We start from the raw sequence: 22322 nt of genomic DNA, 5'->3' as shown, positions 1-22322 counted from the left end.
AAGCTTTGAGAATGCAAACCTAAACTTACTGTCTAGCCTAAAACTTTTTTTATAGTCTTTAATAACTGATCAGGGTTAAAAGGTTTAACGATCCAACCTGTTGCGCCTGCAGCTTTACCTTGTTGCTTTTTATCCATACCAGATTCTGTGGTTAACATTAACATAGGGACAAACTTGTAATTAGGTAAGGCTCTTAACTCTTTAATTAATGTGATGCCGTCCATATTTGGCATATTCACATCAGTTACTACACAGTCAAACTTTTGTGTTTTTGCTTTATTAAGTGCATCTATACCATCTACAGCATCAACAACTGTATAACCAGCGCCTTTTAAGGTAAAGGCGACCATTTGTCTCATTGATGCTGAATCATCAACTGCTAGTATGCTAGCCATCTATTTCTCCTAAGGTAATATTATGAATAATTTTTTAACTTTCTTGAATGATACAGGAAAGAACAGCAAAAAAAGAACTTTAACATTTATTATTGTGACTTGCTTCAAACATATAAGATTTAGTATTCAAATGGGTGATGATGACAAGCTTGACGACACAAATTTAAAGGACTTAAGGCAAAAATGATTTATATACTTATCGACTTAATCATCAAATTCTTTAGAAAAAATTTTTCATCCTGACTCATTAAACTTGATATTTCTCTTTACTCTCTAGATTTAGAGCTGGGTATTGTATGTATTCGAAGGGAATTCTGAATAGCAACATAGAGAATAGTCAGTTTATTTTTTAAATATAAAATTAGTCTTCAATATCCCAGCAAATATAAATTTTACAAAAAAAATCATTTCACCATAAAAAAAGCCCCTATAAATAGAGGCTTATAAATATCTTTTACACAATTAGTGTTAGGTGTCTCCTAAAAAGGAATATCATCATCAAAATCCTCATAAGCCGCAGCTGGCGGTTGTTCAGACATAGGCCGAGATTGTGATGCAGGAGTAGAGGCCGGATTACTCTGACTCTGGGCAGGGGGCGAAGTATTTTGTGCTGTAGCATGTTGCTGCGCAGGTGAATGATTACCCAAAGGTGCTGTACCTCCTGAGCGACTCCCTAACATTTTCATTTCAGCAGCAACAATTTCAGTCGTATAGCGATCTTGGCCACTTTGATCTTGCCATTTTTGCGTGCGAATACGCCCTTCTATATAGACTTGGCTACCTTTTCTTAAATACTCACCTGCAATTTCTGCCAAGCGATTAAAAAAAACAACACGATGCCATTCAACACTTTCTTTACGCTCACCCGTTTGTTTATCTTTCCAGCGTTCCGTTGTCGCCAAACGAATATTGGTAACTGCTCCACCTGTAGGCATATATCGCACTTCAGGGTCAGCGCCTAAATTTCCTATTAAGGTTACTTTATTCAGCATTTATTACTCCAAATGATTCAATTATGTTGCTAATGTTGTATCAAACTAGTTTACCACTATTCAATTTAATTCTGTGCCTACAATATAAATTCGTGGTAACTTTGCCTTGCAATTAAGCGCTATTATCGCTAACCTTTAATTAGCATTTGATTATATTAATGGATAAATAATAATGATCTTTAGACAACTTTTTGAACCAGATACCTGTACTTATACTTATCTTATCGCTTGTGAAGTCAGCAAAAAAGCGCTCTTAATCGATACCGTTGCAACAGAATTAAAACACTATATAGAGCTACTTGACAGCTTAGATCTCACTCTTATTTATACGCTGGAAACTCATGTACATGCAGATCATGTGACGGGTGCTAGTTTATTACGTGATCAGCTAAATTGCAAAAGCATAGTTCATAGGGATGCAGGCGCTATGTGTGCTGACCTCTTAGTGACAGATGGAGTAGTGTTGCAAGTGGGTGACATTGAAATTAAAATATTACACACACCAGGTCATACGAGTGGCTGTGTGAGTTACCTAATTGGTGACCGTGTGTTTACGGGTGATTCCTTACTGATTAATGGCTGCGGCCGCACTGACTTCCAGCAAGGCGATACAGCCACCTTATATAATAGTGTCACCGAAAAGCTGTTTACCCTACCGGCGGATACATTAGTCTATCCTGGACATGATTATAATGGCAAACGGGTGTCTAATATTGCCCAAGAAATAGCATTAAATGCACGCTTAGGGCAGCAAAAAACCTGCGCTGAGTTTATTGAAATTATGGCTAATTTAAATTTACCCTATCCTAAATATATTGATGCCGCCCTACCAGCAAACCAAGCTTGTGGAAAAATAGAAACATCCCAAGAACCACTAAGACAAGGATAATAAACTTATGTTTTTAGCTAGTTTCTTCGCCATTATTATTGGCTTTTTACTGGGTTTATTGGGTGGTGGTGGCTCGATATTAACGGTTCCTGTGCTAGTTTATTTAGTCGATATTCCTGCTAAAAGTGCTATTGTCATGTCTCTTTTTGTCGTTGGCTGCACGAGTTTAATTGCAACTTATCACCATGCTCGTAAAGACCACGTTTGCTGGAAAACAGGGGCTGTATTTGGTAGCGCTGGCATGCTTGGTGCTTTTTTAGGAGGACGTTTAACAGCTTATATCCCTGGTGCTTTATTACTCGTACTACTAGGCGTGGTTATGCTGATTGCAGCTTTTTCTATGATTTTAAAAAACAGCAAACAATCCAAGGATACTAGTGCTGATTCAAGTGACACACCCACTTGTCCATTAGAATTGCCTGTACTGGCTATTTTATTCGATGGTTTTTTCTTGGGTATTGTGACTGGCTTAGTAGGAGTCGGCGGAGGATTTTTACTAGTTCCAGCCTTAACTCACCTTGCTAAATTACCCATTCATGGAGCGATTGGCACTTCTTTATTTATTATTACCTTACAAACAGCTGCAGCGCTTGCTGGCCATGCTAATCATTTAGATATTGACCCAGTCTTGACGTTAATGATTACTACTCTAGCTATTATCGGCAGTTTTGCTGGGGCAAATGCTTCAAGCTATATTCCTGCACATCATTTAAAGCGAGGCTTTGGCTATTTCGTACTACTATTAGGCAGTTATTTACTTTACAAAGAAGTTAATCAAAGCATTATTTTGCAAATACAAGTGCTGATTAAAGATAACCGTGAATTTATTATAGGCGCATCTTCTGTTATTGCTTTTATGCTCGTTTATCGTTTATGGGCTTGGCTACATACGAAAAGCAATAAAATCTAAAAATAGCATTACGCTGAGCCTTTATTTTGTAAATAACGCCTTAAAAGATCCAAGGCTAATAGTGCAGATTGGTTTTGCTTTCGTTGCTGCGAACCATTCATATTAGATTCACTGCGCCGAACCCCCTCTGGCGTTAATAGTAGATTATAAATAACAATACTTTGCTCTTTGTGCTGAAGTTGTTCAACGCCCCCTTGATACAACTGAACTAGCACCAAATCAGTACCTTCTTGCTGCTGGATTTTATGGGCAATACTTTCCGCTATTTTAAAACTAGCAGTAGACCCAAGTTGCAGGCTAAGTTTATTGCTTAACTGCTGCAATGTTTGACTAAAAGATGATGCCAATAACCAGGGCTGGCCAATGCATTTCGCAGCGATTAAACCTTGGGATGCCGTTTCTTGTACTGATAAGGTAAATTCTCGCTGCTGCATTAGCTGATTAATAACACCAACAAGAGAACCTTGTTTCTTGTTCAACCCATCGATGGCAAAAACATAATCACCAATATTGGAAACAAGTTGTTGCACAAGCTTTTTAACTTGCTCCTGATCTGTGCCCGCGGGGAATAATAACTTAGTTTGAACTTCATCAGCACCTGCTCGAAAACCCAACTGAACGGCATCAGGTAAAGACATGGTATTAATTCTCTCCTGCAAATCAGATTCTCCTATACCTATAGATCGTAAAGTGATCAATTGATTTGCTTGCAATGAAAAGCGTTGTTTTAATCTTGTTGTAATTTGCTCAGCAAACATTGCTTTCATTTCAAAGGGAACACCGGGAAGAAAAACAAACCAGCAACGATTTTCTTGTAAAGCAAAACCAGGTGCAGTGCCCCATTCATTATCAATACGCTCCGCACCTTCTGGGAAAAAGGCTTGTTTACGATTAGTGTCAGCCATAGCCCGCTTACGCCCCGTAAAGTAAGCGCTTATTTGCTCCAGTGCCACCGAATCTAAAGATAAAGGTCGAGCAAAAGCTTCAGCAACAGCTTGAGATGTTAAGTCATCTGTTGTTGGCCCTAGACCTCCAGTACTAATACAACAGTCGGTACGTAATGACATTTCTTGCAATAGTTTTTTTAAATCAGATAAATTATCACCGACAGTCGTATGACGCTTGATGATAAAACCCATTTGTACTAGCTCTTGAGATAACCAAGTCGCATTGCTATCAACTGTTTGACCGGTGATAAGCTCTTCACCTTGAGAGAATATTTCTACTTGTGGCTGCATATTGGTAACTATATGAATAGTATTTTTTCGCTTGCTTAAAGGTGGGCTAAAGTCATGCTCTACCTTTAAAGGTAATACCTCAGCGACTAATAAAATCACCAAAAGCACGACTACCATCAGCAACGCTGATTGTTTTAACAACAGAAAGTGTTTGCGCATCAATCACTGAAACCGTTCCATCAAACCAATTGGCGACATAAACATGGCGATCATCAGTACTTGTGCTTATCCCTTCAGGTTTTTCACCAACTTCAATTTGCTTAATTTCAGTTAAGGTTTTTGTATCAACCACAGAAACAGTACTATCATCTTGATTGGTCACAAATAACAACTTGCCCCCTAGTGCCAAAGCTGAAGCATAAGGACGCCCGCCAACTTTTATACGCGCCACACGTTTCAAATTAGCGCCTTGGGTGCTTAAAACAGAAATATCATTACTTTCTACATTAGCACTATAAAGTCGTTGCCTTTTATTATCTAAACAAATACCAAAAGGATGTGCACCTACTTTCGTTGTATTTCTAATGCTTAATTTATCTAAATCAATTTGAGAAATTGAATCATCCATACGGTTGGCTACATATAACCAGCGGTTATCATGACTAACAGCCAAACCAGAAGGTGATTTCCCCACCGTCATTTTCTTTTCTAAATGTAAGTCAGCACTATTAAAGATAGAGACACTATTTTCATACCAATCTGCCACAAAAATACGTTTCCCATTCGGGCTTACTGCTATACCAACTGATGCGCCACCGACTTTAACCCGATTAATAACTTCCAGGGTGTTGCCATCAATGATTGTAAATCCTTCACCTTGGGGCGTACTGATATAAACTTGATTATTTTTATGGTTAACGGCAACACCGACGGGCTTGCCTTTAACGGTTATAGATTTAATAACCTCATTGGTTGCTAAATCAATAACGGCTACATTATTATCTAATTGGTTCGTTATAAAAGCATAAGATTGCGCTAATATATTAGAGCTATAGGCGAAACATAAGACTATAACGAATTGTAAAACAGTTTTACATGGATTATTCACAAAGAAACCACTGATCAAGGGTTTGGGAAGGGTTTAGAGTTTCTAGCTCAGTAAGCACCATTGATAGGGCGGGCTAAAGTCCGCCCTACTAAAAAGCTATCTTTTCATTGTAAATGTAATAGCTGTAGATAATGTATTGGGTTCAAACTTATGTAATAAACTTGTTAAACCTGATGTTAAAACAGCTGTCACAGCGGCATCAGCAGCTTCTTCATTTAACTCTTCTGGTGGATAATTATTCATATAAGCACGGTAATAAGTAGCAACCCAAGTAACAACAGAGCTATTACCTTTTTTCTTAACTGTGATCACACCTTGATAGTTATCAACCGGAAGTACGGGAACAATTTCATCTTGGCCAGAATGTTGAATTGTTTTTACCGCAGTCATATCGGTAATTTTATACTTATATGACATTTTTTTATCATTATAGCTTTTTAACTTCTCAGTGATTTCACCGCCAGGAACAGACAAAACACGCGTAGCTCCTTTCTCATTACCACCGGTAGAACTTATTACCTTAATATCAGGGTGCCATGACATATCATCAAAATTTTTGATAATCTCCCAAACTTCTTCAGCGGGCGCTTCAATATCTATAGTTGCCGTCATTTTCCCTCTAACGGGGCCATGTGCGTAAGAAACCGCACTAAATAAAAACAAGAAAAACGCAAGAAAAGATATTTTTTTCATATTAAATTCCTAATTGATAGTAATGTAAAAACTAAAGCAACTATTATAAGCCAATTTGATTAATGCTAAAATTAAAAAAGAGAGTCTTACGACTCTTCACACCTAAAAACAAACAGGAGTACATATAGCAAAGGTCATATTTTTCTAATAATTTTTCTATAAACGCAGTAGAATAGTCAGATTTATATAAAAAAAGTAGCTATCTTATTAGACTATGAACAAACTTAAGCAACGCGCCATTATTTCTGGAACTTTAAGCTTACTACTGGCTAATGGCTGTAGTCTAAAAAATTCTGATCACAGTGCACACCTGCGCATAGAGCCTGCCATCATTAACGCCTCTCCCGCACCTCAAACAATTTTGCAATCAACCTTATTAGTCGACCAAGAAGGTTTTACTCCTGCTATCGATGTTAATGCCCAGCCTAAAGATAGCTGGCAATACCTGATTTCTCTTTTTTCCATTCCACAAGAGGATAATACCCGCATTGATAAAGCTGTTTCTTGGTATTTAGCACACCCAAAATATATTGAAACTATTCAAGCCCGTGCCAAGCCTTATTTATATGCCATTATTAAAGAAGTAGAGGCAAAAGGCTTACCAGGTGAGTTTGCTTTATTGCCTGCAATCGAAAGTGGTTTTAAAGCACACGCCTACTCACATGCGCGTGCTGCAGGGTTGTGGCAGTTTATTCCCTCTACAGGTAAAATTTATGGCCTAGAACAGAATTGGTGGTATGACGGAAGGCGTGATATTTATGCTTCAACTGAGGCTGCAACGAGTTACTTGAAAAATCTAGGCGAACTATTTGAGCATGATTGGCTACTCGCCCTCGCCTCCTATAATGCCGGCCAAGGAAATGTAAAACGCGCAATAAAACGCAACCGCGCTAAAAATAAAGCAACTGATTTTTGGAGTTTAGACCTTCCTAGAGAAACAGAGCGCTATGTTCCTAAATTATTAGCTTTAGCCAAAATATTCGCTAACGCGAAGCATTATGGTGTTGATTTAATGAAACTGGATCATAAACCTAGCTTCTCTGCTGTCAATATTGGTTCACAGCTTGACTTATCTTTAGCTGCTAAGCTTTCTGATACCTCATTAAATGAGTTATTTCAATTAAACCCTGGCTGTAACCGCGCTTACACACCACCAAAAGGCCCGCACCGTTTATTAATTCCTATTGATAAAGTAGATCTTTTTGAAGAAAATCTAGCTTCGCTAGCAGATCAAGATCGCATTAAGTGGCAACGTCACAAAGTTATTTCAGGCGATAGTTTAAGTCGTATTGCTCACCGTTATAAAACCCAAGTTAAAGTTATTCGTGAAGTTAATCATTTAAGTAACAATACAATTCGTGCAGGAACTTACCTACTTATTCCTTTAGCGCAAGGTAAAATAAATAATAATCCATTTATTCAAGCCAGTCAGCTTAAGCCTAACAATAAACACTCTACTTACACAGTACAAGCGGGTGATAGCTTATGGAGTATTGCTAGAAAGCTAGATTTACATAGCAGAGATATTGCTCGTTGGAATCACATTAGACTTAAAGCGCCTTTGCCTTTAGGGAAAAAGCTGATCATTAAAAAAACCAATAAGGAAACAAAAAAATATACCCGACGAAAGTCAGTCATTCAACCTATTCGTTACACAGTACGTAGTGGTGATTCTTTATCAACTATTTCAGAAAAATTTAATGTACGTGTCGCTGATTTACGTAAATGGAATAAAAATAGCTTAGGAAAATACTTAAAACTAGGACAAAAACTAAAGGTCAAAGTGGATACCACGCAACCCTCTACATAATAAGGAGTGAGTCTCGTATAGCACATATAAATCCTACGAAAAAAGAAATCAAAATTCCATGCTACCCTAGCCTTGTCAGTCCTGAGAGAACCAATAGCGCTACATCAACTAACGTTTCAGGAGTTATAACTACATTCCTAGTGACTTGTTACACTCTCTCGTCATTTAATGTCTTTTGCATATATGGATATCAAACCACGCTTAATTATCATTACTGCACTGCTTGCCCAATCGTGTGCAATGCCAATAAATAAAATTCCCACACCGATAATAACCCCCGAAAAATTCTCACAACCTGGTAAATCAACATATCAAGAATACTGGTGGCTCGCTTTTAATGACCCACAACTCAATCAACTTATCGACTCAGCACTGGATAATAATTTCAGCCTGTTATCGACTTACAACCGCCTTGAGCAAGCACAAGCGATTGCTAACAAAACCAAGGCGGACTTAATTCCGAGTATTACTGCCGCACTGACAGGCCAACAAAATTACAGTGCCCACACAGATGCAAGTCAATTTAGTTTAGGCTTGAATGCCAGTTATGAAGTCGATTTATGGGGGCGGATACGTGCCCATAGAAATGCTTCAGACTTAGATGTTCGCATTGCCCAAGAAAACTTAAATACGGCAGCTATCTCTTTATCTGCTGAAGTCGCGATTGCTTGGTACCGCTTAATCGAGCAACGCAGCCAATTAGCTTTATTAAAACAGCAGATTAAGACTAATAAAGATAATGTAGACATCGTTACTTCACGTTTTGCTGGCGGACAAGCGACTGCTGCCGATGTCTTCCAGCAACAACAAATACTGGAAGCCAGAAGAGGCGACCAAAATAATGTACTCTCTAGTATTAAACTTTTAGAATATCAACTTGCAATTCTGACCGGTAATACACCTACTTTGCTCGTATTGCCCGAGCAAGACCAATTACCTGACTTACCCGCACAACCTCAAACTGGATTAACTAGCGACCTTATACAGCGCCGCCCTGACCTACGCTCTGCGTATTTTCGTGTGCAAGCCGCAGATCAGCGTACCGCTGCCGCCATTGCTGATCGCTTTCCCAAACTGAGCTTATCAGTCGGTATAGATACCACAGCACCCAATTTACAATCCTTATTTAATAACTGGATTGCAACGCTAGCAGGTAATTTAATCTTACCTATTGTTGATGGTGGACGACGTGTCGCTGAAGTCGATAGAAATCGAGCTGTTGCTGCAGAAGCCTTAAACAATTATGCAACCGCACTACAACAAGCCATACAGGAAGTCGAAGACGCGTTGATTCAAGAACATCAACAGCAGAAATTAATTATTAGCTTAAATAAACAACATCAACTCTCTGAACAAGCCACGCTACAAATTCGACTCCGCTATATGTATGGCGCGATAGATTTTTTACGTGTTTTAACCACGCAAGTGAGTCAACAATCTCTAGAGCGCAGTCAAATTTTAGCCAAACGCCAATTATTAGAGTACCGCATACAACTCTATCGCGCACTTGCTGGTAGTTGGGAACTTAATACACTCGCTAATAACAAGGAAAATACCGATGCTTAAGCGTCTTTTATCATGGCTACCTGCCCTAGTCATTTTAACCATCACCTTTAGTTTAGCGTATTACTGGCTCAATAATAAACCTAAAGCAAAGCGTGTTAATGCCAATAAAGTCGCACCATTAGTCAAAGTCTTTCCAGCACAAGCGATTGATTACCCCATAACAATAACCGCGATGGGGAGTGTTGTACCTGCCCAAAAAGTTAATTTAACTTCACGAATTAATGGTATGGTTACATCTGTTAGTCCACATTTTATGCCAGGTGAGTTTTTAAAGAAAGGTGAGCAGATCATTCAGCTTGACCCCACTGACTATAAATTACTGGTTCAACAAAAAGAAAACGAATTAGAAAAAGCGAAATTTAATCTGACACTAGAACAAGGCCGGCAAGCCATTGCACAACGCGAATTTACCTTATTAAATGCCCCCCTTGATAAGCAAAGTAAAAACCTTGTGTTACGCAAACCACATCTTGCCTTAGCAAAAAGTGCCATTAAAGCTGCACAAGCTGCACTAACACAAGCTCGCTTAGATTTAAGTCGCACACGTACTGTATCGCCTTTTAATGCTATCGTTTTAGAAACAAATGCACAAATTGGCTCTTGGGTTTCAACCTTTTCTACAGGGACCCCTTTAATTAAATTAGCAGGGATTGACAGCTTTTGGATCATCGCCTCACTATCTATCAACAAACTAAGCAAAATAGCTATTCCCAGTATTAATAGCAACGCGGGATCTAAAGCCATCATCACGCATAGCGCAGCATGGGGATCTCAAGGCTCACGTGAAGGTACAGTTAAACGCTTAAAAGCAGAATTAGAAGCCTCAGGTCGTTTAGCCGAATTAATTATTGAGGTGAAAGACCCTCTGAGCCAACAAGCTAAAAACAAGGGGGCACCTGTCTTAATTTTAGGCTCTTTTGTACGTGTGCAAATTACCGGTGACACGCTACACAACGTCATCGCCCTCCCTAATTCAGTTGTACATAACGGTATACAACTCTGGTTACTTAGCAAACAAAATACTTTAGAAATACAAACCATTACCCCCATCTGGAAAGGTGACAATCAAATATTTATTGATGCCAAGCAAATACCTAAAAATGCACGCATTATTAGCAGCAATTTAAGTACTCCCGTTCAAGGCATGACTTTACGCACTAAGGTTACAAATCATGAGTGATCAAGGCATGAATATCAATAATCATGACCCTGTTAGCTGGATGGCAATTCATCCGGTTGCCGCTAATTTAGTGATGGCTGCCTTTATTCTCGGTGGTTTATTATTCTTAAACACCATGAAACAAGAAGTGTTTCCTGATTTTGTCACCGATACCATCAGTATTAGCACGACCTATACAGGCGCTAGCCCTGAAGAAATCGAACGAGGCATTGTTCTTGCTATAGAAGATGCTATCTCTGGCTTAGAAGGTATTGATGAAATCAGTTCATCAGCACAAGAAGGCTATGCCACTGTTTTAGTGGATGTAATGACCGATGCCGATATCAATCTATTAGCCCAGGATATACAGCGAGAAATTGATCGCATCACCACATTTCCTGAAGATGCTGAAGATCCTAAAGTCAATATCGTTGCCAGTAAGCGTAAAACAGTTTCTCTGGTTCTGTATGGCAGTACTGAAGAAGCCGTATTACACAAACTTGCTGAAAATTTTCGCGAACAATTATTACAAGCCGACAATATTACTCAAATTGATCTTACCGGTGTTCGCCCCTTGGAAATTAGTATTGAAATTTCTCAAGCTAACTTACAGCGCTACCATATTTCTATCGCTGATATTACGCAACGGATTCGTAATGCCAGCTTAGAATTACCGGGTGGGAGCATTAAAAGTACAGCAGGTGAAATATTAATTCGCATGCAAGAGCGTAAAGATACCGGCCAGCAATTCGCACAACTTCCCATTATCACCACGCCCTCTGGCGGAATTGTGTTACTCGGTGATATTGCGACCATTCATGATGGCTACGAAGAAACTGATTATTCAGCCAATTACAATGGTGTCCCAGCAATTATGCTGCAAGTCTATCGTGTCGGCCAGCAAACCCCTATCGGCATATCTGATACCGTTAAAGAACAAATAGAACTAAGTAATTTACCCGAAGGTATACAGGTAGAAATTCGTTATGATGCATCCGTCTCTTATGCACAACGCATAGACTTATTACTACGCAACAGCGCTATGGGCTTAACATTAGTTTTTATTACCTTAGCTTTATTTTTAGAATTACGTTTAGCCTTTTGGGTAATGACTGGCATTCCGATTGCTTTCCTTGGCTCTTTTCTAATCTTACCCGCGCTCGGTGTCTCATTAAATATGATCTCACTATTTGCCTTTATTATTGCTTTAGGAATCGTTGTTGATGATGCCATTATTATTGGCGAAAATGTCTATCACTATCGGCAGGAAGGTTATCCCGCACTTACCGCAGCAATTAAAGGAGCACAAGAAATGGCGGTACCCGTTACCTTCAGTATTTTAACCAATATAGCGACCTTTATGCCCTTATTTTTTATGCCGGGTCAAATGGGGAAAATTTTCTTTATGATCCCCACAGTTGTTATCATCGTTTTTTTACTTTCATTAGCAGAAAGTTTATTTGTTTTACCGCAACATTTAGCGCATATCAGTGACCAACCTAAATCAGGCGTGTTCCTTTGGCTTCATAGGCAACAACAAAAATTTAGCCATGCTTTTCGCCATTGGGTGGTACACCGTTATGGTAGTTTTCTTGAGCTTACCCTTAATCATCGTTATTTAACTGTTATCATTGCTTTTTCAATTTTAATAACCACCCTATCTTTTGCTTTAAGTGGACGTATGGGTATGTCGATGTTCCCTAAAACTGAATCCGACTTTGCACAAGCAACTTTGAGCCTACCTTATGGAACACCAGTAGAAAAAACCCAAGCTATTGTTGATTATTTAGTAACAGCAGCACGCCGCAGTGCCGACAAGATTGAGCAGGGTGACCAACTCATCCGAGGTATTTTTGCCGAAATAGGTAAAGATGGGAGTCATAAAGCGACTATTCGTACCTATTTAGCACCACCAGAAATTCGCAATAAAATTATGAGTACCGATGGCTTTAGTGAACGTTGGCGTGCCGAGGTGGGAGAATTAGTTGGTGTAGAAAGCTTGGTCTTTGAATCTGACTCAGGCGGACCAGGCTCAGGCTCAGCGATTACCATAGAACTCACCCATCATGATATTAGCGTATTAGAGCAAGCCAGCATCAAAGTCACAGCAGCACTCCGTACCTATCGAATAAGGTTAGATTGTGATCGCGAAGCGAGCCACAATCTGAACCGTTTGTTGGACAAGCCCGGTTTACCCTTTGAGATGAATTCCGCTATTGCAAATAGCTTTTTGCTGAACAGCCCGAATAATGCATTGAGCTTCTATTTTTTAACCCTTTTACCGAAAACGGATGGATTTTCATTGCGATCATCCATAAAGCCCCTTTTTTTACTCATTTTCACCTATTATCCCTGTTTTTAGAGCAGACAATTGCCTTGGCTCAAGATAGGCCACTTTTCCCCTTTACCGGTGAGTGATTGAAGATTACATAATCAATAAATGCCTCCAGTGCTTAAGTCGGCACCAAGACTTGTCCGTTCATTTTTACCCTGAATACTTCGGCAATGGGAATCCGAGTTCGACCCACTTGCATCTTTCCACCACAGCAAGTACAGGTCATCTGGGGACGCTGTCGCAGGCCTATTTTTTCCAGCATCTTTTTGGGGGTCAGTTTACCTAAGGTAAGTAGAATGTTGATCATTTTCTTGCTATTAGGGTGCAAAAAGCCATAGTTTCTGGCACGGCGAAATCCCGTTGGCAGAACATGCTGTAATACCCGCCATAAGAATTTTGCGCCTGTTTCTGTTCGGGTTTCCCAACGCTTGGTCTCACTGTTCTGATAGCGGAAGGTGACCTTGCCATCCTGGACAGACAGAATATCCTGCTCGCGGATGACACCACGATAAAGATAGCGCCCCAGATAGACCAGCGCTTTGCCGCCTGAACCGACTTTTTTACAATTAACAATCCATTTTTGGGGCACGGATTGAGGCAAAACTAAGTTTTCCTTGGCCAGTTTTGACAATAGTTTACCGCGAAAAACTTTGGCGAGCGCTTTATGGTTAAACAAATATTTCCCGTGTTTGGTACGCACAAGCTTATTGAGCTTATCAACCGCAATAGCAGGCATGACGGTATGGATATGCGGGTGATAGTCCAGATTCCTAGCATGGGTATGTAAAACGGCAATCAACCCCGGATCTCCCCTTAATTTTTTGTCATTGCGACTGAAGGATTGCAAGGTCTCCCAAACACAGTCAAACATGAATTGATAAACACGTTTCTGGTGGTTTTTAGCCAAAGGCCTCAGCTGTGCAGGTAAGGTAAACGTGATCATAAAGTAGTCGCCCGCCACCTGTTTCTTCAGCTGATTCTCAATCCACAACTGAGATTCATGATGTTGGCAATGCGGACAGTTGCGATGACCGCAGGAATGCGGAACAAAAGATTGATGGTCACAGTCGATACAGCTGACCTGCATAACAGGGCTGAATTTTGTTCGGCAGATTTTAAGCGCATTCAACGCTTTTCGCTGAACTGGCAGAACCTGCCCTTGATAGCTGTTAAGGAAATCCGCCTCAAACTGATCAATGATAGAGGAAAGTAAAATCATCTAATCGCCCCCCACGACACGTTAAAACCACCGATCAGCTGATTGATACGCTGTTCAGAATGATCGCAGCTCACATCGGTCAGATGCGCATAGCGTGCCGTTGTCAACAGAGAACTATGCCCCAAGAACTGCTGGAGTTCCAGTAATCCAACGCCGGATTCTAAAAGATGTGTGGCATAGCTGTGACGTAGCGAGTGACAGGAAATCTTTTTTTTAGTCCCATTTCCTTAGTCACAAGTCCAATTGTCTTCTGCACACCTCCACGATCAAGCGGTGATTCAGCCAGATGCGCACCTTTTAGCCCCCGCGTCCGATTGGGGAACATCAATATGGGGTGCCGATGCAGCGCCCAAAATTGACGTAGCACCTGCAAGGTAGCGAGGGGCAAAGGGACAAGACGATCCTTGTTGCCTTTTGCATTGCGGATATGCACCCGCATTCGCGTGGCATCAATATCCCCTACCTTCAGGTTTAAGCCCTCGCCCAGACGCAAGCCCATACTGTAAACCGTAAAATAGAATACGCGGTAGCTTAACTGACGTGTCGACATAAACAGCTGCTGTGCCTCTGCAACCGTCACGATATCGGGAATACGCGTACAGCGTGGTGGTTTTATCATCGGAATATCGACCCAAGGCTTAGCAAGGACATGAGTGTAGAAAAACTTCAATCCATAGAGATCCAGCTTAACGGCACTCCAGGAAAGGCGGTCAAGCAGATCATGAAAGTAGTCCAGCAGCTGATCTTGAGATAGGTCATCCAGATGCCCGTTAAAATAAGCGGCGATACGACGAATAGCCCGTGAATACGCCTCAATTGTTTTAGGTTGTAAGCCCTGAAGTTTTAAATGCTTGCAGTGGAGAGAATAGTAATGGTTGTATTTTGATTCAAGAGATGGTTTCATAACGACGTAACCTCATTGTTAGTTTAATGAGCTTGCAGGTTACCTTCCTATGCGAATAGAAGGAAGTGAGGTTACAACTTTAATTACCGGCGTGGTGGTTCTTTTCTCCGCGTTAGCGGCTTCGTCCAACCAATGGCTAAAGATGTCACTAACGGCATGAGTCAAGGTAAACAACAATTAGATTTTTCATTACTACCCGAAGGTGAAAGCCTTGGTTTAAGCCCGCTCTCAGTTGCTCGCCAAGTTCGCAATGCCTTTTACGGCTCCGAAGTACTACGCCAACAACGTGGACGTAACGAAATAAAAGTGATGGTACGCCTACCTGAAAACGAACGGTTATCCGAACAAGATTTATATGATTTTTTAATTTGGACAGACCAAGGTCGCGGTATTCCCTTGCATGAAATTGTAAAAATAGACCGAGGTCGTGCCTTTACTGAAATTAAACGCCGCGATGGCCGACGCAATGTACAAATTACCGCCAATGTTACGCCCAGAAGCCAGGCTGGCGAAATTGTTAATGATTTAACAGAAAGCACTCTGCCCGACTTAGTTCAACAATATCCTGATCTACAGTATAGCTTTCAAGGACGACAAGCCGATATGGCTGAAAGTGTCGGTAGTTTAAAACTTAGTTTTATCTTTGCTATACTCGCCATTTACGCCATGCTCGCCATTCCTTTTAAAAGCTATGTACTACCGCTCATTGTGATTGTTAGCATTCCCTTTGGCATAATTGGTGCCATTTTCGGACACTTAATCATGGGCTACGGCTTGAGTATATTAAGCTTACTCGGTATCGTTGCCCTATCTGGTATTGTGGTTAATGATTCCTTAGTGTTAATTAGTCAGGCTGTCGGTTTAGAACACCAGCAACACCTAAGCCCCAAAGAGGTCATAAAAACTGCCGCCATACAACGTTTTCGTCCCATTATATTAACAACTCTAACCACATTTGGCGGTCTAATGCCGATGATTCTAGAAACTTCACGGCAAGCGCGTATCTTAATCCCAATGGCAATTTCCATCGGCTTTGGTATTCTCTTTGCCACACTGATTACCTTAGTCTTAATTCCCTCATTATATTTAGTCATTAATGACTGTAAAAATGTCTGGAATTCCATCCGAAATACCACGCCAGACGCTTTACGAAAGCCATAATTGCACGCATAATATAAAAGTTAAAACGGTAGGGCAAACTTTAGAGGCAGGGAAAGCCACGCCCTACAAAGAATTTGTATCAACACCACTTATCTATCAACGCCCAACCATTATAAGGAAACGACTTATGAGCGAAGCAAAACACTGCACTCTGTTAATTTTAGGTTCAGGTCCTGCCGGATACACTGCCGCAGTTTACGCAGCACGCGCCAACCTAAAACCCGTCATGGTCACAGGCCTACAGCAAGGCGGACAATTAACCACTACAACAGATGTAGACAACTGGCCAGGTGATAATGAAGGCGTACAAGGCCCGGAACTCATGGAAAGAATGCGCAAACATGCCGAGCGCTTTGAAACTGAAATCATTTTTGACCATATTCACACCGCAGACCTAAATGCAAAACCCATAAAATTAACTGGCGATACAGGCAGTTATACTTGTGATGCTTTAATTATTGCGACCGGTGCATCTGCCATGTATCTAGGCTTAGATTCAGAAGAAGAGTTTGCGGGAAAAGGTGTTTCAGCTTGTGCAACCTGTGATGGATTCTTCTATCGCAATAAACCCGTTGCCGTTATTGGTGGTGGTAATACTGCCGTTGAAGAAGCTTTATACCTAGCCAATATCGCTTCTAAAGTCACCGTCATTCATCGCCGAGACAAATTTCGTTCAGAAAAAATCTTATCCGATAAATTAATTGAAAAAGCAAAAAATGGCAATGTCGAAATCCTGTGGAATAGTACTTTAGAAGAAGTTCTAGGTGATGATATGGGTGTGACCGGCATGCGTATCAAAAGTACCCTTGATGGCTCTACTAAAGATATTGATGTCCACGGTGTATTTATCGCCATCGGCCACCGCCCTAACACTGAAATATTCAAGGATCAATTAAATATGGATGATCATGGCTATATCCGCGTAAAAAGTGGGCTCGAAGGCAATGCCACAGCAACTAATATCCCAGGCGTATTTGCTGCAGGTGATGTAATGGACTCAGTCTACAAACAAGCCATTACTTCCGCTGGCGCGGGCTGTATGGCAGCATTAGATGCAGAGAAATATTTGGATGACTTGATAAGCTAAAAACTTCCAAGTATAAATCAAGAAACCTCCCATTCTTTGCATAAATTTATTTTATTGCTTGCCCAGTTAAGCGGTTGATATCACTTATCAGGGCAAGCTAAGGAATCTCATAAAAATGCTCATACCCAATCATTATAATTTGGCTATAAAGAATGAGCTTATCGGGGCGCAGTGCTTTAGCCTGCTATTTTAGGCTACGAAGGCAGGCTAAAGCACTGCGCCCCATTTATTGTATTACTCTTAACTTAATGGCAGTGGGGCTCTCAAGCAGGTAAGTTCATTCTTTTAAGGTTCCTAACAGGATAAAACAATGAGAATAAGCACTATATTAGCCTTTTTTATGTTCATTGCACCGGCGGCTTATGCAGAAATATATAAATGTGGTCAAAATGGACAAATAAGTTATCAAGATAAGCCATGTAAAACAAGCAGTATAGAATTTACTCCAAGTAAGGACATTAGTACTAGGCAACAACAATCTGCAGCAGAAAAGTTAAAATCAGATTTAGCCTTACGCAATGAACAAAAAAGAGTCGCGCAAGAAGCCAAAGACAAAGAGCGCATACTTCGAGCTCAAGAGGCTAAAGCTGATGCTGCGTATAGACAGGCACTCGCAGCCGAAGAGCAAGCCAAACAAACTGCCCGTCAAGCAGAAGCTTTAGAAAGGCATAACGACTACTACCAAAACACTAGACCTTACTATGTCATAAACCCTAAACCAATAGTAAGACCTCGCCCTACTCCTTTTCCCCGTAAATAGTAACACTTTTTATAAACTCTAAAAATTTTCGTCCTGGACTTTAGCACATTCACTTTCTTGCTTAAAATACTGAAAAAATTCATCTTTAAATAAAGAAATATCTTTTTCCAGACCACTTATTTTAATTTCTGTCTGCACCTTAGTTTGATAACTAGGCACAACTTCCAGCTCTCTTGAGATTCGCCTTGTAAAAGAGGCTTTGACTTTTTCTGCTTTGCTTTGCGTACTAAATAATCCTAAGGAAATTCGCCATTTAAATTTCCCTCGTGTAAACAACCACAGCTCATTGATGCCTTGCTGCTTAATCGATTTTTCCCACGTTTTAGCTTCTTGATAAGAATTAGCAGCTAAAGTAAGTACTAAATAACTACTAATATGTTGCTGTTCTTGTCGTACGAGTTCAAATTTAAAGGTTTCACTTTTATTGCTCGTGGCGAACATCCGCTCTGAATATTCACCGTCTTGCAATAGATAACAGGCAAACGATACTTTAGCTTTAGCACTAGCCCTAAGTAGCCTATCAGGCTCAATAATTACTGCCTCTTGCTTAGCAGTTTTAAGGACTTCAGAGTTATCTGCAGTATTTTCAGAAGGCAGCAAAGGGCCAATAAATTCTAAATTGAGATCTGCTACACGAGTATTAACTTGCTCTATATTATTTAATGGCTCTATAAAATCATCATTAGCAATGAGTGTTTGCTTTGGCCCAATCAATAATTTTTCAGAGTGTATCTCAGGAAGGTTTACTTCGCTATTACCAGCAGCCCCCCCCAAAAAAGAGGAAACTTTAACTGGAAGCTCACTGAGCAAAAAAATCTGCGAAGGATTATCGTTACTCACCTTATTTTCACTACTGATGGGTAAGTAAATTTCCGGTGCGCCTTTTCTATACTCCCAAAAGAAAAAAACAATATTGCATAATAAAATACTTAAAAATAGAAATCTCACGGCACACTTTGCTCGCTACTTAATAAAGCCATTCCTTTAAAAACTAGTTGGGTATCAACCACAGCATCTAACTCTAAAGTAGTCGCCAAAAACTCAGCATCACCTCCTGTTAAAATTAAGCGTGAAGGTGATATAGTTTGCATAAGTCCTGCCTCAATAAAACCTTTAACAGCATAAAGGCAACCATTATAAATAGCCGCTTGAGTATCCTTAGCCAAGCCTTGCTTATACACCTCTGAGCAAAAATTTAAATCTGCCGTATTGTTACTTAAAGACTGCTTTAGCAAGGTCAACCCAGGCATAATCATCCCCCCTAAATGTCGTCTTTGTTCATCAATAACATCTAGGGTAATCGCAGTACCAAAATCAACAATACAGACAGGCATAGAATAATGCTCGACCGCTCCAAGCATTGCCAGCCAACGATCTACACCTAATTTTTCTGGATGATGGTAAGCATTACTTATACCATGAGAATATTTTTCCGTATGGATTTCTTGTATAGAGCAATGAGGCCATAGCTGCCTAATAATAGTAGTAAGTAACTGCTTTAGCTCAGTGAAACTAACGCAAGCAATATAGATATAATCAGGTATCGGCAGAAACTGCCAAGCAGAGATTAAGGTAGCGGAAAAATCATCTTGATTATGATTAGCGGCGCCGAAATATTCCAATGTACCAGATTGCTGTAGCGCCCATTTCAAACGAGTATTACCAATATCGACCAATAAGTTCATAAACGACGAAAGCTGACTTCACCCGAGGCATAGCATTGCATCTTGCCATCTTGAGTTTGCAATAATAGCAATCCCTCATCATTAATACCTTGTACAGTTCCTGAGATGACTTGATTACCAATAAACAAATTAACTAGTTGTCCCTGCATGCAATCATAAAGTCGCCATTCATCTCTATATTGAGCAAATGACTGCTCAGTATAATGACTAATGACTTGAAAAAACTGTTCCAATAGAGATGCCTGTAAATCATTGCGTGAAATTTTATGATCACTACCTAATATTTGACTGATATCGACCCAGTCTTGCTCTATGCTTGATGCTTCAGCACTCGACAAATGAAGGTTTAAACCCAGCCCAATAACCGCGCTACAAGGACCATTTACTTCCCCCGACACTTCAACCAAAATGCCACCTAATTTTTTTTGTTGCCAATAAATATCATTCGGCCATTTCAAACCAACCCCTTGAATACCATGAGCATTCAAAGCTTTAATTACCGCGACACCAATTGCCAAACTTAATCCTGACAGACTTTCTGGACCACTCTGAAATTGCCAGAGAACAGAGCAGTAAAGGTTACTACCAAAAGGCGAGACCCACTCTCGGCCTCGTCGCCCCCGCCCGGCTGTTTGCTGCTCAGCAAGACACACTACACCGGTTGATTTCGGTATTGCTCTACTTAAGGCAACTAAATTAGTGTTAGTGGAATCAATTTGATCATGAATATCAAATACAGAAATCAATTGCCGTGTTGTAGTCGTCAAGTTATTAATAATATGAGATTTATTAAGTAATTCTAAAGGTGATTTTAATCGATAACCTTTGCCATTAACGGCTAAAATTTCAATCCCCAACTCCTCCAAGGTATTTATTTGTTTCCAAAGTGCGGAACGGCTGAACTTTAATTTCTCAGCTAACGCTGTACCCGAGTGAAAATCCCCATTAGCCAATAAGCTCAACAATTTTTTCTTTTTTTCTGAAAATTTCACGTGTTGTTTTAATTTTCTTTATGTTCACGAATTTGCTGCATTTGTCGCTTAACAACATGTTTAATTAATAACTCCTTATCCTGTTCTTTCATTTCGCTAAAGGCAACACCTACTATATAAGCCATATCAGCCTTAGGATCTGGGTTTTTACGGCTATAAACAACATTACCATAACTAACAATCACAGCCATACTAGAAGTAAGTAATAATTTAATTTCCAAGAATTCACCTTCAGAAATTAATTCTTCACACTCAAAGGCTACCCCTGAAGCACTTAAACTGACATTACGAGTTTGCTCATTAACAAGATCCGTTCCATCCATCAATACAGTCCGAGCAATTAAATTAATTTTGCTATCCATGACTTTTAAATAGTCAGCAATATCAGGATTATTACGCTCAATCCGATTAAAGATAATTTGCGACTCTTGGTTTAAAACGTCTAAAGTTGCTGCAAGCGAACAATGGCTCAGTAGTTCGTTAGATACTTCGGAATACTTTCTTATTGCTGCAGAATCTACTTTTTTATAAAAAAGATTAATTTCATCATCAATTCTAAAGAAACGTCTACGTTCATCCATTTCAGCTACGTTTTTTTGGCTCATAATTTTATGCTCACTTATTATTCTTGCGCGTGTGTCTGGGTTTTATCAAATTCAAGCGTGGGATCATCTTGTACTAGAATAACTTCTACACGCCGATTTTTTGCTCTATTTGCACTTGAAGTATTAGGTACTAAAGGTTGTGTATCGGCATGCCCTTCGATAATAATTCGTTTCGGGTCGAGCTTTTTATTTTTTAACATAAACTCAGCAACACTCACTGAACGCCCTGCTGATAACTCCCAGTTGGAGCGGTACCAATCAGTCGAAATAGGAATATCATCGGTATGCCCAGCAACTAAAACTTTACCTTTGGCTGAAATAACGGATTCTGTAATCCTGTTCATAACTGGCTCAAATCCAGATTTCAAAATAGCGGAGCCGGACCCAAAAGAGCCTTTCTCATTAATACGAATAATAATTTTCAAGCCCTGCGTTTCAACTGAAACAAGGCCTTTATTAATATCATCTTTTAACCTCTCTTCTATTTTTTTTGCTTCCGCCTGCGTATTGTCTAAAGCTTGCTCCATAATTTCTTGCTTTATTTTTTCTTTCTCTTCCAAAGAAACATCCAAGCTAGTTGAAGACTGGGAAGTGGATTGTTTAACCTCTTCTAGCAAAGTTGGATTGGTTGATGCAGGAGAAAAGTGCTGAGCAATAATGCTTGTTCCCATTGGAATCTCAGCCGCTTCAATATCTCGCTGTACACCAAATGCGTTTTCTAATGATTCAGCCGTTGCTTTAAATTTTTTGGCATCCATCGTTGCAAAAGATAGCAATAAAACAAAGAAACACATCAATAAGGACATTAGATCAGCAAAGGTTGCTAGCCAAAGCGGCGCTCCAGCAGGAGGACATTTAGGACAATCAGCCATCG

General features: G+C 40.0%; 21 protein-coding genes and 1 pseudogene. 10 read left to right on the top strand and 12 right to left on the bottom strand.

Features of this window, described 5'->3' with window-relative positions; translation table 11 throughout:
- Nucleotides 1–32: 32 nt before the first annotated feature.
- Nucleotides 33–395 carry a response regulator gene (locus BQ7314_RS14020; protein ID WP_174484309.1) on the bottom strand — a complete coding sequence of 121 codons (363 nt, stop codon included), beginning with the start codon at nucleotides 393–395 and terminating at the stop codon, nucleotides 33–35.
- Nucleotides 396–417: 22 nt separating this feature from the next.
- On the opposite strand from BQ7314_RS14020, the gene BQ7314_RS14015 reads away from it, so the two are divergent.
- Nucleotides 418–582, top strand: a complete 165-nt coding sequence (locus BQ7314_RS14015; protein WP_174484308.1) for a hypothetical protein — start codon at nucleotides 418–420, stop codon at nucleotides 580–582.
- 292 nt (nucleotides 583–874) lie between these two features.
- Here the strand turns inward: BQ7314_RS14015 and ssb are convergent, their stop codons facing one another.
- Nucleotides 875–1387, bottom strand: coding sequence for a single-stranded DNA-binding protein (gene ssb / locus BQ7314_RS14010; protein WP_174484307.1), 513 nt, complete (start codon nucleotides 1385–1387; stop codon nucleotides 875–877).
- Between the two features lie 172 nt (nucleotides 1388–1559).
- On the opposite strand from ssb, the gene BQ7314_RS14005 reads away from it, so the two are divergent.
- Nucleotides 1560–2276 carry an MBL fold metallo-hydrolase gene (locus tag BQ7314_RS14005; protein WP_174484306.1) on the top strand — a complete coding sequence of 239 codons (717 nt, stop codon included), beginning with the start codon at nucleotides 1560–1562 and terminating at the stop codon, nucleotides 2274–2276.
- Between the two features lie 7 nt (nucleotides 2277–2283).
- Nucleotides 2284–3186, top strand: coding sequence for a sulfite exporter TauE/SafE family protein (locus BQ7314_RS14000; RefSeq protein WP_174484305.1), 903 nt, complete (start codon nucleotides 2284–2286; stop codon nucleotides 3184–3186).
- 8 nt (nucleotides 3187–3194) lie between these two features.
- On the opposite strand, the gene BQ7314_RS13995 is transcribed toward BQ7314_RS14000, so the two are convergent.
- The 3 genes from BQ7314_RS13995 to BQ7314_RS13985 form a co-directional block, all read right to left on the bottom strand.
- A complete protein-coding gene (locus tag BQ7314_RS13995) occupies nucleotides 3195–4583 on the bottom strand; it encodes a competence/damage-inducible protein A (RefSeq protein WP_342590413.1) in 1389 nt (462 codons plus the stop codon).
- A complete protein-coding gene (locus BQ7314_RS13990) occupies nucleotides 4504–5472 on the bottom strand; it encodes a YncE family protein (protein WP_245395011.1) in 969 nt (322 codons plus the stop codon). The genes BQ7314_RS13995 and BQ7314_RS13990 overlap by 80 nt, the downstream gene beginning before the upstream one ends.
- A 96-nt stretch (nucleotides 5473–5568) precedes the next feature.
- Nucleotides 5569–6165: an SRPBCC family protein gene (locus tag BQ7314_RS13985; RefSeq protein ID WP_174484304.1), complete on the bottom strand. Its 597-nt coding sequence runs from the start codon at nucleotides 6163–6165 to the stop codon at nucleotides 5569–5571.
- Nucleotides 6166–6379: 214 nt separating this feature from the next.
- On the opposite strand from BQ7314_RS13985, the gene BQ7314_RS13980 reads away from it, so the two are divergent.
- From BQ7314_RS13980 to BQ7314_RS13965, 4 genes are all read left to right on the top strand, one after another.
- Nucleotides 6380–7975 carry a LysM peptidoglycan-binding domain-containing protein gene (locus BQ7314_RS13980; RefSeq protein ID WP_174484303.1) on the top strand — a complete coding sequence of 532 codons (1596 nt, stop codon included), beginning with the start codon at nucleotides 6380–6382 and terminating at the stop codon, nucleotides 7973–7975.
- 183 nt (nucleotides 7976–8158) lie between these two features.
- On the top strand, nucleotides 8159–9541 hold the full coding sequence (locus tag BQ7314_RS13975) for an efflux transporter outer membrane subunit (RefSeq protein WP_245395010.1): 1383 nt from the start codon (nucleotides 8159–8161) through the stop codon (nucleotides 9539–9541).
- On the top strand, nucleotides 9534–10721 hold the full coding sequence (locus BQ7314_RS13970) for an efflux RND transporter periplasmic adaptor subunit (protein WP_174484302.1): 1188 nt from the start codon (nucleotides 9534–9536) through the stop codon (nucleotides 10719–10721). The genes BQ7314_RS13975 and BQ7314_RS13970 overlap by 8 nt, the downstream gene beginning before the upstream one ends.
- Nucleotides 10714–13062, top strand: a complete 2349-nt coding sequence (locus BQ7314_RS13965) for an efflux RND transporter permease subunit (protein WP_245395009.1) — start codon at nucleotides 10714–10716, stop codon at nucleotides 13060–13062. The genes BQ7314_RS13970 and BQ7314_RS13965 overlap by 8 nt, the downstream gene beginning before the upstream one ends.
- 91 nt (nucleotides 13063–13153) lie before the next feature.
- Here BQ7314_RS13965 and BQ7314_RS13960 read toward each other — a convergent pair whose 3' ends face one another.
- Both BQ7314_RS13960 and BQ7314_RS13950 read right to left on the bottom strand, forming a co-directional pair.
- Nucleotides 13154–14254, bottom strand: a complete 1101-nt coding sequence (locus tag BQ7314_RS13960; RefSeq protein WP_174482658.1) for an IS91 family transposase — start codon at nucleotides 14252–14254, stop codon at nucleotides 13154–13156.
- A pseudogene (locus BQ7314_RS13950) lies at nucleotides 14251–15158 on the bottom strand (tyrosine-type recombinase/integrase). Before BQ7314_RS13950 ends, BQ7314_RS13960 begins: the two are co-directional and overlap by 4 nt.
- Before the next feature lie 132 nt (nucleotides 15159–15290).
- On the opposite strand from BQ7314_RS13950, the gene BQ7314_RS13945 reads away from it, so the two are divergent.
- The 3 genes from BQ7314_RS13945 to BQ7314_RS13935 all read left to right on the top strand — a co-directional run bounded on the left by BQ7314_RS13945 (nucleotide 15291) and on the right by BQ7314_RS13935 (nucleotide 18166).
- Complete coding sequence (locus tag BQ7314_RS13945; protein ID WP_174484300.1) at nucleotides 15291–16319, top strand: efflux RND transporter permease subunit; 1029 nt, start codon at nucleotides 15291–15293, stop codon at nucleotides 16317–16319.
- 127 nt (nucleotides 16320–16446) lie between these two features.
- Complete coding sequence (trxB, locus tag BQ7314_RS13940) at nucleotides 16447–17406, top strand: thioredoxin-disulfide reductase (protein WP_174484299.1); 960 nt, start codon at nucleotides 16447–16449, stop codon at nucleotides 17404–17406.
- Between the two features lie 310 nt (nucleotides 17407–17716).
- Nucleotides 17717–18166, top strand: a complete 450-nt coding sequence (locus BQ7314_RS13935; protein WP_174484298.1) for a DUF4124 domain-containing protein — start codon at nucleotides 17717–17719, stop codon at nucleotides 18164–18166.
- An 18-nt stretch (nucleotides 18167–18184) separates the two neighbouring features.
- On the opposite strand, the gene BQ7314_RS13930 is transcribed toward BQ7314_RS13935, so the two are convergent.
- From BQ7314_RS13930 to BQ7314_RS13910, 5 genes are read right to left on the bottom strand one after another with little or no spacing between them, the layout of a single operon-like run.
- Nucleotides 18185–19114 (bottom strand): SPOR domain-containing protein, encoded by a 930-nt coding sequence (locus BQ7314_RS13930; protein WP_174484297.1) that lies wholly within the window; start codon nucleotides 19112–19114, stop codon nucleotides 18185–18187.
- Nucleotides 19111–19851, bottom strand: a complete 741-nt coding sequence (locus BQ7314_RS13925) for a type III pantothenate kinase (RefSeq protein ID WP_174484296.1) — start codon at nucleotides 19849–19851, stop codon at nucleotides 19111–19113. Before BQ7314_RS13925 ends, BQ7314_RS13930 begins: the two co-directional genes overlap by 4 nt.
- On the bottom strand, nucleotides 19848–20843 hold the full coding sequence (gene birA / locus BQ7314_RS13920; protein WP_174484295.1) for a bifunctional biotin--[acetyl-CoA-carboxylase] ligase/biotin operon repressor BirA: 996 nt from the start codon (nucleotides 20841–20843) through the stop codon (nucleotides 19848–19850). The genes BQ7314_RS13925 and birA overlap by 4 nt, the downstream gene beginning before the upstream one ends.
- A gap of 8 nt (nucleotides 20844–20851) precedes the next feature.
- The gene (locus BQ7314_RS13915; protein WP_245395008.1) at nucleotides 20852–21448 is read right to left on the bottom strand and encodes a PilZ domain-containing protein; all 597 of its coding nucleotides are present in this window, start codon (nucleotides 21446–21448) and stop codon (nucleotides 20852–20854) included.
- A 17-nt stretch (nucleotides 21449–21465) separates the two neighbouring features.
- A complete protein-coding gene (locus tag BQ7314_RS13910; RefSeq protein ID WP_174484294.1) occupies nucleotides 21466–22320 on the bottom strand; it encodes a MotB family protein in 855 nt (284 codons plus the stop codon).
- Nucleotides 22321–22322: the final 2 nt, after the last annotated feature.

Origin of the sequence: methanotrophic endosymbiont of Bathymodiolus puteoserpentis (Logatchev) (assembly GCF_900128525.1) — a bacterium.
GTDB lineage: Bacteria > Pseudomonadota > Gammaproteobacteria > Methylococcales > Methylomonadaceae > Methyloprofundus.
Note: the sequence above shows the minus strand (reverse complement) of the source record. Positions and strands in the feature narration are given on the sequence as shown.

Excerpts from the sequence above, each read along its gene's own strand:
- BQ7314_RS14020 (WP_174484309.1), bottom strand. The coding sequence starts at position 395 with ATGGCTAGCATACTAGCAGTTGATGATTCAGCATCAATGAGACAAATG.
- BQ7314_RS14015 (WP_174484308.1), top strand. The coding sequence starts at position 418 with ATGAATAATTTTTTAACTTTCTTGAATGATACAGGAAAGAACAGCAAA.
- ssb (WP_174484307.1), bottom strand. The coding sequence starts at position 1,387 with ATGCTGAATAAAGTAACCTTAATAGGAAATTTAGGCGCTGACCCTGAA.
- BQ7314_RS14005 (WP_174484306.1), top strand. The coding sequence starts at position 1,560 with ATGATCTTTAGACAACTTTTTGAACCAGATACCTGTACTTATACTTAT.
- BQ7314_RS14000 (WP_174484305.1), top strand. The coding sequence starts at position 2,284 with ATGTTTTTAGCTAGTTTCTTCGCCATTATTATTGGCTTTTTACTGGGT.
- BQ7314_RS13995 (WP_342590413.1), bottom strand. The coding sequence starts at position 4,583 with ATGCGCAAACACTTTCTGTTGTTAAAACAATCAGCGTTGCTGATGGTA.
- BQ7314_RS13985 (WP_174484304.1), bottom strand. The coding sequence starts at position 6,165 with ATGAAAAAAATATCTTTTCTTGCGTTTTTCTTGTTTTTATTTAGTGCG.
- BQ7314_RS13980 (WP_174484303.1), top strand. The coding sequence starts at position 6,380 with ATGAACAAACTTAAGCAACGCGCCATTATTTCTGGAACTTTAAGCTTA.
- BQ7314_RS13975 (WP_245395010.1), top strand. The coding sequence starts at position 8,159 with ATGGATATCAAACCACGCTTAATTATCATTACTGCACTGCTTGCCCAA.
- BQ7314_RS13970 (WP_174484302.1), top strand. The coding sequence starts at position 9,534 with ATGCTTAAGCGTCTTTTATCATGGCTACCTGCCCTAGTCATTTTAACC.
- BQ7314_RS13965 (WP_245395009.1), top strand. The coding sequence starts at position 10,714 with ATGAGTGATCAAGGCATGAATATCAATAATCATGACCCTGTTAGCTGG.
- BQ7314_RS13960 (WP_174482658.1), bottom strand. The coding sequence starts at position 14,254 with ATGATTTTACTTTCCTCTATCATTGATCAGTTTGAGGCGGATTTCCTT.
- BQ7314_RS13945 (WP_174484300.1), top strand. The coding sequence starts at position 15,291 with ATGGCTAAAGATGTCACTAACGGCATGAGTCAAGGTAAACAACAATTA.
- trxB (WP_174484299.1), top strand. The coding sequence starts at position 16,447 with ATGAGCGAAGCAAAACACTGCACTCTGTTAATTTTAGGTTCAGGTCCT.
- BQ7314_RS13935 (WP_174484298.1), top strand. The coding sequence starts at position 17,717 with ATGAGAATAAGCACTATATTAGCCTTTTTTATGTTCATTGCACCGGCG.
- BQ7314_RS13925 (WP_174484296.1), bottom strand. The coding sequence starts at position 19,851 with ATGAACTTATTGGTCGATATTGGTAATACTCGTTTGAAATGGGCGCTA.
- BQ7314_RS13915 (WP_245395008.1), bottom strand. The coding sequence starts at position 21,448 with ATGAGCCAAAAAAACGTAGCTGAAATGGATGAACGTAGACGTTTCTTT.
- BQ7314_RS13910 (WP_174484294.1), bottom strand. The coding sequence starts at position 22,320 with ATGGCTGATTGTCCTAAATGTCCTCCTGCTGGAGCGCCGCTTTGGCTA.